At 64.3% G+C, this 11,562-nt stretch carries 8 protein-coding genes and 2 riboswitches; of the genes, 3 read left to right on the top strand and 5 right to left on the bottom strand.

What is annotated here, in order from left to right; genetic code table 11:
* Nucleotides 1-36 precede the first annotated feature (36 nt).
* Nucleotides 37-1,533, top strand: a complete 1,497-nt coding sequence (locus PQR67_RS31235) for a M81 family metallopeptidase (RefSeq protein WP_408466662.1) — start codon at nucleotides 37-39, stop codon at nucleotides 1,531-1,533.
* A gap of 29 nt (nucleotides 1,534-1,562) precedes the next feature.
* Here PQR67_RS31235 and PQR67_RS31230 read toward each other — a convergent pair whose 3' ends face one another.
* From PQR67_RS31230 to PQR67_RS31210, 5 genes are all read right to left on the bottom strand, one after another.
* Nucleotides 1,563-2,477, bottom strand: a complete 915-nt coding sequence (locus PQR67_RS31230; RefSeq protein WP_408466661.1) for an ABC transporter ATP-binding protein — start codon at nucleotides 2,475-2,477, stop codon at nucleotides 1,563-1,565.
* A 102-nt stretch (nucleotides 2,478-2,579) separates the two neighbouring features.
* On the bottom strand, nucleotides 2,580-3,551 hold the full coding sequence (locus PQR67_RS31225; RefSeq protein WP_408466660.1) for an ABC transporter permease: 972 nt from the start codon (nucleotides 3,549-3,551) through the stop codon (nucleotides 2,580-2,582).
* A gap of 111 nt (nucleotides 3,552-3,662) precedes the next feature.
* Entirely contained in the window at nucleotides 3,663-7,295 is a 3,633-nt protein-coding gene (gene uca, locus PQR67_RS31220; protein ID WP_408466659.1) for an urea carboxylase, read from the bottom strand.
* On the bottom strand, nucleotides 7,292-7,948 hold the full coding sequence (locus tag PQR67_RS31215; RefSeq protein WP_408466658.1) for an urea amidolyase associated protein UAAP2: 657 nt from the start codon (nucleotides 7,946-7,948) through the stop codon (nucleotides 7,292-7,294). The genes uca and PQR67_RS31215 overlap by 4 nt, the downstream gene beginning before the upstream one ends.
* An 11-nt stretch (nucleotides 7,949-7,959) precedes the next feature.
* A complete protein-coding gene (locus tag PQR67_RS31210; RefSeq protein WP_408466657.1) occupies nucleotides 7,960-8,715 on the bottom strand; it encodes an urea amidolyase associated protein UAAP1 in 756 nt (251 codons plus the stop codon).
* A 57-nt stretch (nucleotides 8,716-8,772) separates the two neighbouring features.
* A riboswitch (guanidine-I (ykkC/yxkD leader) is annotated at nucleotides 8,773-8,930 on the bottom strand.
* A gap of 553 nt (nucleotides 8,931-9,483) precedes the next feature.
* Nucleotides 9,484-9,618: riboswitch (guanidine-I (ykkC/yxkD leader) on the top strand.
* 284 nt (nucleotides 9,619-9,902) lie between these two features.
* On the opposite strand from PQR67_RS31210, the gene PQR67_RS31205 reads away from it, so the two are divergent.
* Nucleotides 9,903-10,898: an ABC transporter substrate-binding protein gene (locus PQR67_RS31205; RefSeq protein WP_408466692.1), complete on the top strand. Its 996-nt coding sequence runs from the start codon at nucleotides 9,903-9,905 to the stop codon at nucleotides 10,896-10,898.
* Nucleotides 10,899-11,067: 169 nt separating this feature from the next.
* Entirely contained in the window at nucleotides 11,068-11,496 is a 429-nt protein-coding gene (locus PQR67_RS31200) for a hypothetical protein (RefSeq protein WP_408466656.1), read from the top strand.
* Nucleotides 11,497-11,562 lie beyond the last annotated feature (66 nt).

Genomic DNA, 11,562 nt, shown 5'->3' with positions numbered 1-11,562 from the left:
CCTGCGCGCCGCGCCTCATCAACGGAGAACATCAACTTGGCATTCAAGATCCTGATTGCTGGCTTCCAGCACGAGACCAATACCTTTGCACCGTCGCCCGCGACCTATGAAAGCTTTGTGCGCGGCGAAGGCCATCCGGTCATGACGCGCGGCGACGCCGTGCTTGCGCTGCGCGACGTCAATCTGCCGATCGGCGGCTTCATTCTTGCGAGCGAGCAGCACGGCCATACGCTGATGCCGGTGATCTGGGCCGCGGCAAGCCCGTCCGCGCAAGTGACCGAAGACGCCTATGAGCGGATTGCCGGCGAGATCGTCGCGGCCGCCGGCGCCGGCGGTTTCGACGCCATCTATCTCGACCTGCATGGTGCGATGGTCGCGCAGCATGTGGACGACGGTGAAGGTGAACTGCTGGCGCGGCTGCGGGCGAAGCTCGGTGCGTCGGTACCGATCGTCGCCTCGCTCGACCTTCACGCGAACGTGACCGAGCGCATGCTCGCGAACGCGGATGCGTTGGTCGCGTACCGCACCTACCCGCACGTCGACATGGCGGCTGCGGGCGCGCGCGCGGAGCGCCTGCTTGCGCGTCTGCTGGGCGAGCGCAAGCCGCTCGTGCGCGCCGCGCGCCGTCTGCCGTTTCTGATTCCGATCAACGGCATGTGCACCCTGCTCGAGCCGGCTCGCTCGCTATACGAGACACTCGGCGCGCTGGAACGGGATCAGGTCGTCTCGCTGTCGTTCGCGCCCGGCTTTCCGGCCGCTGATTTTCCGGAATGCGGCCCGGTCATCTGGGGCTACGGCGACACCACGGCGGCGGCACGCGAGGCCGTCGATGCGCTCCACGACATCATGTTGCGCGACGAAGCCTTATGGGCCGTGCCGTTTCTGTCCCCCGAGGCGGCCGTCGCCGAAGCAATGCGCCTCTCCGCTACGGCGGAGAAACCTGTGGTGATTGCCGACACGCAGGACAATCCCGGCGCGGGCGCCGATTCCAACACCACCGGCATGCTGCGCGCGTTGCTGGCCGAAGGCGCCGAGGACGCAGCAGTCGGCCTGATCTGGGATCCGGAAGCCGCCGCGCAAGCGCACGCGGCGGGTGTGGGCGCAATACTCGATCTGGCGCTCGGCGGCCGCTCGAACGCACCGGGCGACACGCCGTTCGCGGGCCGCTTCGAAGTGGTGGCGCTGTCCGATGGCCAGTGCCGCTACGATGGGCCGATGATGCACGGCATGCAGGTGAATCTCGGACCCGTCGCCTGCCTGAAAATCGGCGGCGTGCGGATTGCCGTCAGTTCGACCAAGGCGCAGATGCTCGATCGCAATCTGTATCGGGTCGCGGGCATCGAGCCGGAGCAGATGAAAATACTCGTGAACAAGAGCTCGGTGCATTTTCGCGCCGACTTCGAGCCGATTGCACACGCCGTGCTGGTCGCCAAGGCCCCCGGCCCGATGACCGCCGATCCGGGCGATTTGCCGTGGACACGGCTCACGCCCGGCATCCGCACCCGGCCGATGGGCGCGCCGTTCGCGGGCTAGGTGCGCCGCGCCGGGCGCAACGGCCGCTTTCATTCGACGTTATCCGTCACGTCCGTCATCCGGATCATGTGCGGCTTGACGGCGTCGTCTTCGTCATTCGTGGTGGCCGCGGGCGGATGAATCAGTGCTTCGAGCCGCGCCTTGGTGGCGAGAAATTCCGCTGACGTGACCTGCGAATAATCGCGCGGACGCGGCACCGGCACCTCGATCAATTCCTGCACCTCGCCGGGATTGGCCTTCAACACGAGGATACGATCGGCCAGAAAAATGGCTTCGTCCAGATCGTGCGTGATGAACAACACGGTCACGTCGATGTTGCGCCAGATATCGAGCAAATGCGTCTGCATCTTCGCCCGGGTCTGCGCATCGAGCGCGCCGAACGGTTCGTCCATCAGCAAAATGCGCGGCCGGTTCGCGAGCGCGCGGGCAATCGCCACGCGTTGCTTCATGCCGCCGGACAATTGATGCGGGTAGGCATTGGCGAACTTCGTCAGGCCGACCAGATCGAGCCATTGCAGCGCTTCGCGCTCGGCGTGCATGCTGCTGTGGCCGTTCATCTTCAAGCCGAACATGACGTTTTTCTTGACCGTCAGCCACGGAAATAGCGTGTAGCCCTGAAACACCATGCCGCGATCGGCGCCGGGCCCCTCCACGGGTTGGCCGTCGAGCAGCACGCTGCCGCTCGTCTGCCGCTCGAGGCCCGCGAGAATGCGGATCAAGGTCGACTTGCCGCAACCCGACGGTCCGATCACGCAGACGAACTCGCGCCGGTGGGTCTTGAAGCTGATGCCGTTCAGCGCGGTGCACTCGCCCTGCGGGCTCTGGAAGCGCTTGCCGAGATCGCGAACCTCGAGAATCACCTCGCGCGACTTCAGACGGTCGAAACGTTCGCGCACCGCTTCGGACTGGATGAGGTACGACGGAATCGGTTGCGGATTTAACATGATTGAATCCCTTGAATGCGGTGCAATGGGGTGCAACGGGGTGCAATGTGCGGCACCGTGCGCAGCAATGATTGGCGGCAGGCCGCGGCGCGAACGGTCCCGCTACGCTTTGAGCGTGCGGTCCCACGGAAACAGTTTGCGGCCGACGTAGCCCAGCACGAGGTCGGTGCCGAGTCCGATGATCCCGATCATCATGATTGCCGCGTAGACGTTGTCGAAATGCTCATAGCGCGCCTGCTGCGTGATGTACCACGTGATGCCGGAGCTGGTGCCGACCAGCTCCGCCACGATCAGATACGTCCACGCCCAGCCGAGCAGGATGCGCTGGTCGCGGTACAGGTCGGGCAGGATGCCGGGAATCACCACATGCGTGAGCAGCTTGAGTTTCTTCGTGCCGAGCGTCATGGCCGCTTCGAACAGACCGTACTCCAGCTTGCGCGTCGTGTTGGCCACGATCAGCACCTGCTGGAACAGCGTGCCGATCACGATGATCGCGATCTTCGGGCCGTCATAGATGCCGAGGATCGCCACCATCAGCGCACCGAACGCGGGCGCCGGCAAGTAGCGGAAGAACTCGAAAAATGGCTCCTGCAGCCGTGCGATCGCGCTGTAAGTCCCGCAGACGATGCCGACCGGCACGCCGATCGCCGACGACAGCAGAAAGCCCCAGAAGATCACCTGGATGCTGTGCCACAGGCTTTGATGCAGCCATGCGCCGTCGCGCGAGGCCGGCGGCGTGGTGAACGCGGTGTAGAACGCGCGCAGCACTTCGTGGGGTGCGGGCAGGTACACCGGGTTGACCGGCTCGCCGGTCGGCAAGGCGGTGTGGCCCGCTCGCGCATGGTTCAACTCGTCGCCGAACACCTCCTTGTCGACCCGCATGCCCGGCTGGAAATAGTCGACGCTGCCCGGGCTCTCGATCAGCACCTGTGGATGCCAGACGAACGGCGTGTAGCTGACGATGCACCATACGAGAAGCGGCAATAAAAACGAGCCGAAGCCGAGTAGCCACTTGCCGCGTGCGGAGAGTTCGCGGCGCACCGCGAACCAGTCGCTCCTGTTAATCACGGTCATGGGATTCTCCGGGAACGCGTCCGGTGCAGGTACGGGGTCCGTGTGACGCACGGCAGGAGCGGCGCGCCGCTATCGAAATCGAGTTCGATTCGAACCGTTCGCTGGCTTGTTTCATTTGCATGTCGCCTCCTCGGCGGTGCCTGCCGCAACGCCTGCGCGTGGAACCCGCAGCACCATCAACCGCTGCCCCGCGACCACCGCCGCGCCGGCGGCACAATCGATCGTTTCGATCACGCCGTCTTCCGTGGCGGCAACGGACACTTCCATCTTCATCGACTCGACGATCGCCACCACTTGCCCTTCGCTCACAGGCTCGCCTTCGCTGACCAGCAGTTTCCAGACGCTGCCCGAAACGTCGGCGACAATGCCCTGCTGACCCGCCGCCAGCGCGTCGTGCGCATCGTTGCCGGCAACCGGACCCGCGCCGCTGTCTGGTTCGCCGACGTATGCGGCGTGTCCCGCGGCATTCCAGCGCTCGCGTTCTTCGTCGAACGCCGCCTGTTGCGAGCGCTTGAAGGCTGAGATCGATTCGGCTTCGTCCTTCAGGAAACGGTTGTACGCACCGAGATCGAATACCGACTCCTCGATCTTCAGCCCCGCGCGGCCCACGATGAAGTCGGCGCGCAGCCCGGCCAACTCGGCCTCGCTGACTTCGTAGAAACGGATCTCGTCGAAAAACCGCAGCAGCCACGGCTTGCCGCTTTCGAACTCGCGCGTGGTGCGATAGCGGTTCCACATTTGCACGGTGCGGCCGACAAACTGATAACCGCCCGGCCCTTCCATGCCATACACGCACAGGTAGGCGCCGCCGATCCCCACCGCATTTTCCGGCGTCCACGTGCGCGCGGGGTTGTATTTGGTCGTGACAAGCCGGTGACGCGGATCGAGCGGCGTCGCCACGGGCGCGCCGAGATAGACGTCGCCCAGACCCATCACCAGGTAGCGCGCGTCGAACACGATGCGCTTCACGTTGTCGATGCTATCCAGACCGTTGATGCGGCGAATGAACTCGATATTGCTCGGGCACCACGGCGCATCGGGGCGCACGGATTGCATGTAGCGTTCGATCGCGATCCGCGTCGACGGGTCGTCCCATGACAGCGGCAGATGCACGATGCGGTTCGGCACGCGCATCGCGTCGACGGCGGGCAATTCGCGCTCGGCCTCCTGAAGATGCGCGAGCAAGGTGTCGAGCGACAGCGCGCGCGGGTCGAAATGCACCTGCAGCGAGCGGATGCCCGGCGTGAGGTCGACCATGCCGGGCAGCCGGTGTGCCTCGAGCCAGTTCATCAATGCGTGCACGCGAAAACGCAGGTTCAGGTCGAGCATGAGCGGGCCATATTCGACCAGCAGGTTCTGATCTCCCGAGCGGCGGTAGACCACGCCGGTGCCTTCACCGGCGGACGGATCGCTGTGGAGAACACAATCGTGCGCTGTGGGATTCGCGCTCGCCATGTCGGCAGCCGATGCAGCCGATCCCGTCAGCGCCGCTTGCACGCGCGCCGGCTCGAACCGCACCGTGTCCCCCGGCCGCAGTTGCCCGAGCTTCCACAACTCGTTGCTCACCACCGTCACCGGACAGACAAAGCCGCCGAGGCTCGGACCGTCCGGGCCGAGAATCACCGGCATGTCGCCGGTGAAATCCACTGCGCCGACCGCATACGCATTGTCGTGAATATTCGACGGATGCAGCCCCGCCTCGCCGCCGTCCGCGCGCGCCCATTGCGGCTTCGGACCGATCAGCCGGACGCCCGTGCGGCTGGAGTTGTAGTGGACCGTCCAGCGTGTGCCGTACAGCATGGCGATATCGTCGGGCGTGAAGAAATCCGGCGCACCGTGCGGACCGTCGAGTACGCCAAGGGTCCAGTCGTGGCTCAGTACCGGCACACGCGCGGGATCGAGTTGCGCGCCCACTTCGCCACGGCCTGCGTCGGCGGCGAGATGCAGCACGTCGCCCTTGCGCAGCGCGCGCCCCGCGTGGCCGCCGAACTGGCCCAACGTAAAGGTCGCCTTGCTGCCGAGATAGTCCGGCACCTGCAAACCGCCCTTGAGCGCGAGACAGGCGCGCATGCCGGCGCCAGTCACACCGCCGAGTTTGAGCACGGAACCTGCGGGCGCGCGCGTCACTTGCCACACCGTGACCGGCTCGGCGTCGAGCGTGGCGGCGAGCGGCGCGCCGCCCAGCACAAACAGCGTCGCGGTATTGAAGCGCAGTGTCGCGCCGACCATCGCGCATTCGAGTCCCGCCGCGTCCGCCGGATTGCCGAGCAGTTCGTTGGCGAGCCGGAACGACAGATCGTCCATTGGGCCGGACGGCGGCACGCCGATGTCCCAGTAGCCGACGCGGCCTGGCGTTTGCTGCACGGTGGTTTGCACGCCGCCGTCGAGCACGTCGATGGTGTGCGGCGCGAACATGAAGCGCGCGAGGAACGCGGTGGTTTGCTCGCCTCGCGCGAAGGTCGCCGACCCGGCAATGGCGCGCAGATAGTCGAGGTTCGTTTCGATACCGTACAACTGCGTATCTTTCAGCGCGGTACGCATGGCAGCAAGCGCGGCATCGCGGGTTGCGCCTTTGACGATGATCTTCGCGAGCAGCGGATCGTAGAACGCGCTGACTTCTGTGCCGGCATCGACCCATGTATCGACCCGCGCATCCGCGGCGAACGCGACGTGCGTCAGCACGCCTGCGCTCGGCTGAAACTGTTTATGCGGATCTTCTGCGTACAGGCGAACCTGGATGCTCGCCCCGCCGGGCGCCGGAACCAGCGTGTCGAGCGGCGCCAGTTCGCCCGCGGCCTGCCGGATCATCCACTCGACCAGATCGATACCGGTCACTTCCTCGGTGACGCAATGCTCGACCTGCAACCGCGTGTTCACTTCGAGAAAATAGAAGCACCGCGTGTCGGCATCGAACACGAACTCGACCGTGCCGGCGGATTCGTACTTGACGGCCTGCGCGAGCCGCACGGCGCTCGCGTGCAGCGCCGTGCGTTCCGTCTGGGTCAAACCGGGTGCGGGGGTCTCTTCGATCACCTTCTGATTGCGCCGCTGCACCGAGCAGTCGCGTTCGCCGAGCGCGATCACACCGCCACGGCCGTCGCCGAAAATTTGCACTTCAATGTGGCGCGCGTTCTCGACAAACTTCTCGACATAGACACCCGCGTTGGCGAAGTTGGCCTCGCCGAGCCGTGCGACCGATGCGAACGCGCTCTCCAGTTGCGCTGCATCGCGGCACAGCGACATCCCGATGCCGCCACCGCCCGCGGTGCTTTTCAGCATCACGGGATAGCCGATCGAGCCGGCCTCGCTTAACGCGGTTGCCACATCGGGCAGCAAGCCGGTGCCCGGCAGCAACGCTACTTCGTTCGCCCTGGCGAGCTCGCGCGCAGTGTGCTTCAGGCCGAATTCGAGCATCTGCGCGGGGCGCGGCCCGATGAAACAGATGCCCGCGTCGTCGCATGCTTGCGCGAAAGCGGCATTTTCGGAGAGAAAACCGTAGCCGGGATGCACGGCATTCGCGCCGGTCGCACGCGCCGCCTGGAGAATCGCCGCGCTATTCAGGTAGCTGGCGGCCGCCACCGCCGGGCCGATGCAGACCGCTTCGTCGGCGAGCATGACATGCATGGCGTGGCGATCGGCTTCCGAATAGACCGCAACCGACGCAATGCCGAGGCGCTTGAGCGTACGAATCACGCGGCAGGCGATTTCGCCGCGGTTGGCAATCAGGACTTTGTCGAATGTCATTGGGCGTCCCAGATGGTCAAGCGCACGGGCGTCGGGTTGTAGCCGTTGCAGGGATTGTTCAGTTGCGGGCAGTTCGAGATCAGCACCGTCACGTCCATCTCGGCGCGCATTTCGACGTATTTACCCGGTGCCGAGATGCCGTCTTCGAACGTCAGTTTGCCGAGCGGCGTCACCGGGACATTCATGAAGAAGTTGATATTGCTGACGATGTCGCGTTTGGTGAGCTGCGTGCCCACGCCGCACGTGCAATGCGTCAGCGCATGCAGGAAGCTGTCGCGGCAACTGTGCATATGGCGTTTGTCGAGCGCGTAGCGAACCGTATTGCTCTCGGCCGCGCAGGCGCCGCCAAGGGTGTCGTGCCGCCCGCACGTGTCCGCGACGAGGGTCAGCATCGGCTTGCCGAGGTTTGACATCAGCACGCTGCCCGCAGAGAGATAGAGGTTGCGTTGCGCGCGAATCGTGTCCTGCGCGCTGTAGCGTTCGAGCGGATCCGCGCTGTTGTAGAACAGGGTGTCGACGGCCTGATTGCCTTCCAGATCGAGAATGCGGAACATCTGGCCGCGCTTGACTTCATGCAGCCACGGTTCGCCGGACGGCAGCGTAAGGTCGTAGACCGCGTGACGGATATCGAGCCTGCTTTCAATGATGGGCATCACGGGTCTCCTTAAACGAACAGACGATCGGTGTTGACGAAGCCGCGGCCATTCTCGGGACAAGCGGAACGGCAGGGATCGTCGGCCGGTACGCAGGCATCGGCGGCATACGCGCGATAGGCGATCAGCTTGACGGGCTTCGGTTCGTATTCGGGGGAAGGATTCAACGGATGCGGTGCGGTGGAAAACGCGGCGAGCGTGTCCATTTCGAAGCGCAGGTCGAACGCCGAGCCGGCCGTGGAATGTCCCGCGACGAAGTCGAGCGCGCCATCCGCGCCGATCGCGAGCTTGCTGAAAAAGTTGATATTGGCGATCAGATCGCGCGTGCCCAGACCGTGCCTGGCCAGTTCGAGCAACAGGCTGTCGCGGCCATTGCGGACCATCGCATTGCGATGCTGTTGATAGCGGGCCGCGCCGTATCGGCTTGCGAACAGTTCAGCATCGCCCACGCCGCCTAACGGATCGTGCCAGCCGAGCGTGTCGGCTGTGATCGACGCGAGCACGCGACCCATATCCGAATAGAGCACGTGAGCGCGTGTCAGATGCGCGGTGTGCTGCGCCTTCAGTGTGTCGGCCATGCTGTAGCGTTCGAGCGGCGCGTCGTGCCGGTAGAACACAGCGGCCAGATTCGCGCCGCCATCGGTGTCGATGACGCGCAGCGCAATGCCACGGCGCAGCACGCCGGACCAGTGGGTGCCGGCGGGAAGCACGGTCTCCCACAAGACATGCGGGATCGGTGCGAGATCGACTGAGGTTTGCGTCGACATGGAGGCTCCAGGTATCGGTTGGGAAAAAGCATGAGAGGGCGATTGACCGACATCGCGACCTCCCGGGCTTTTATCCCTCCGTGGAGCCTCGCCGGCGCCTTGAAAGAAGGTGAACGGCAAGACCGGATTGCTCTCGGACCAGACATCGTGCGTGCGCTTTAAAGCCATCTACAAGCTTTTAAGGCGGGACGACCGGAACCCTAGCGATCCTGAAGATGATGCAAATTACTTCGCACCTCTCACTGCATCTCTAAGCGAGTTGCGTGCCAGCGTCGTGTTGCCGATGCTGCAAGCTCAGGGCGACAAGGGATTGGATGAGTTGGGCCGCTCAATACGAGCGCCGGGCGATGAGTCGGGTTGCTAGCGCACGCACCACGGACGGCGCCGAATCAGCACCAGTTGAATGCGCAAAGCACCATGATTGGGCTGCGCGCTCATGAGTTGCTCACGGGGTTTCAATGCGTCTCAGGCGGCGTAAGGGTTCTGCAAGATGGCATGGTGTGTGCAAGCTAAAGCGTCACCCTCATTACCACCCGCATCCGATCATGCTCATGCTTGCCACGCTTCGCCGCACGCTCTACACACTGATGTCGGCGCGTTTCATCGAACTGCAAAAGCAACGGCGCCGCTCATAGACGAGGCCGCGCGTCGAGCCACTCCGCCTTCGCCGGTCACGACTTCGCGGCCCGGCAGCGTCTCGGGAACTCGCGTACTCCGGTTGGCATATTTCTCGCTTGACTGATTGCCGAGAGGTGCGGCAGCGTCGCATCTTAGGGATGCTAGGGTTCCGGTTCGCAAGAACGTCTGGTCCGAGAGCAGCCGGTGCACCGGTTCGTTCGACACGGGTTTGATCCGCGAACGAGCGCCGGCCGCACTACACGGCGGGACAAAAGCCCGGGAGATTGGCGATAGCGATGCCTATCGTGCCTCTCCGTGGCCGGCGTTTGTTTCCCGCAGTTTTCGCGCAGTGTCCGCATCATTCGGATTCTCGCGGGAACCGGTCATGTTGTTTTATCGCGCAGTCGCCGCGCGATCCAACTCAACAATCGCAACTGACCGGTCTCCTGGAGAAAACGATGAAACGCTTCAAATCTGCCTGTACGCCCCTTACTTCATTGAGTTGTCTTGCCTTGCCGTGCCGATTGAGCGGCTCGAACCGCTCGAGCCGTTCCAGCCGCCCGAGTCATATGCGCCGTGTGTGCGCCACGATCGCCGGCGCTGCCGCCGCACTCGCCATCGGTTTCACCGGTTTCGCCGCCACCTCCGCGCAAGCGGCCACACCTCTCGCGATTGGCTATAGCGACTGGCCTGGTTTTGTCGCCTTCCAGATTGCAATCGAGAAAGGCTGGTTCAAGGAAACCGGTGTGGACGTCAATTTCCAATGGTTCGACTACTCGGCTTCGCTCGATGCGTTCTCCGCCGGCAAACTCGATGCGGTTGGCGCGACCAATGGCGATGCGCTGGTCACCGGCGCAAGCGGCGCCAAAAACGTGATGATCCTCCTGACCGACTATTCGAGCGGCAACGACATGATCGTGGCCAAACCGCCCATTCGAACGATGGATGGACTCAAGGGCAAAAAGGTCGGAGTCGAAATGGGTCTGGTCGATCACCTGTTGCTTGACGCGGCCCTCGAGAAGCACGCGCTCAAGGAATCGGACATCACGCTCGTCAACGCTAAAACGAACGAGTTGCCGCAGGTGCTGGCCTCGTCCAAGGACATCGCCGCGGTCGGCGCATGGCAGCCGAACGCGGGCGAAGCCCTCAAGCGCGTGCCGGGCGCACGTCCGATTTTCACGTCGGCCGATGCGCCGGGTCTGATCTACGACGCGATCACGGTCAACCCGGTCAGCCTGCAGTCGCGCAAGGCCGACTGGGCCAAGGTGATCAAGGTCTGGTATCGCTGCGTGGCTTATATCAACGATCCGAAGACGCAACCGGATGCCGTGAAGATCATGTCCGCGCGCGTCGGCCTGACGCCGGCCCAGTATCTGCCCTTGCTGAAAGGCACGCACCTGCTCGACGCGGCGGCGGCCAGGAAGGCCTTCGTCAAGGGTGACGGGCTGGACTCGGTGTACGGTTCGAGCGTGAACGCGGACAGGTTCAACGTGCGTAATGCGGTCTACAAGCAATCGCAGAACGTCAGCGCCTATCTCGACCCAGCGCTGACCAACGCGCCGTAAGCGTTGAGCGGCAGGCAAGCGGCTATGCACGATGAATCCCGGGCGAGGCGCCGCAAAGCGCGCTAGCCCGGGGCTCCGGCCAGACACGGTAAGATGGGCCGCAGCACCCGCTGCCGCCCTACTCACGCGATTCGTTACGGCGCTGGAGGACGGCCACAAGGAGGCAATCGTGTCGACAAGCCGCTCCGGGCATCGTGCCCTGCATCCATCACGCGCTCTGCTTGCAAAGATCCCCGCGCTAACGCTGCTGTTTTTGTCGCTTCTGCCGCTGGCGCCACGGCCCGCATTGGCCAGCGAGGACAGCGCCAACGCCAGCGCGGAAGCCGCGGGCCAGCGTGCCCGCTTTGACCAGGAGTTCTGTGGCGTCTCCATGCACGACGTGGCCGCGTACAAGGAGAAGCTGAGAAAGGTGCTCGCCGACGCCAGCCAGTTCGATATGCGCTGGCAGGCGGGCTGGCGGCGTGGCGATAGCGATGCGATCCAGATGCGCTCGCTGCAACTCAATTCCCCGTCGGAGTTCGCGGTGCGGGTCAAGGGCAATTGCGAACGCATCAAATGGCAGGCCGACAACTCGCTGCGAGTACGCGCGCCCAGGTAGCCCCGCGCCCGAAGCTGTTATTCTTCCCTCTCTCCCGACCGCCACCTGGTCGCCTGCCGCCTCCGG

Source organism: Paraburkholderia fungorum (assembly GCF_046026025.1).
Taxonomy (GTDB): domain Bacteria; phylum Pseudomonadota; class Gammaproteobacteria; order Burkholderiales; family Burkholderiaceae; genus Paraburkholderia; species Paraburkholderia fungorum_E.
Note: the sequence above shows the minus strand (reverse complement) of the source record. Positions and strands in the feature narration are given on the sequence as shown.

What these genes read in the sequence shown, in the direction of transcription:
- PQR67_RS31230 (WP_408466661.1), bottom strand. Translation starts at nt 2,477, where the DNA reads ATGTTAAATCCGCAACCGATTCCGTCGTACCTCATCCAGTCCGAAGCG.
- PQR67_RS31225 (WP_408466660.1), bottom strand. Translation starts at nt 3,551, where the DNA reads ATGACCGTGATTAACAGGAGCGACTGGTTCGCGGTGCGCCGCGAACTC.
- uca (WP_408466659.1), bottom strand. Translation starts at nt 7,295, where the DNA reads ATGACATTCGACAAAGTCCTGATTGCCAACCGCGGCGAAATCGCCTGC.
- PQR67_RS31215 (WP_408466658.1), bottom strand. Translation starts at nt 7,948, where the DNA reads ATGCCCATCATTGAAAGCAGGCTCGATATCCGTCACGCGGTCTACGAC.
- PQR67_RS31210 (WP_408466657.1), bottom strand. Translation starts at nt 8,715, where the DNA reads ATGTCGACGCAAACCTCAGTCGATCTCGCACCGATCCCGCATGTCTTG.
- PQR67_RS31205 (WP_408466692.1), top strand. Translation starts at nt 9,903, where the DNA reads ATGCGCCGTGTGTGCGCCACGATCGCCGGCGCTGCCGCCGCACTCGCC.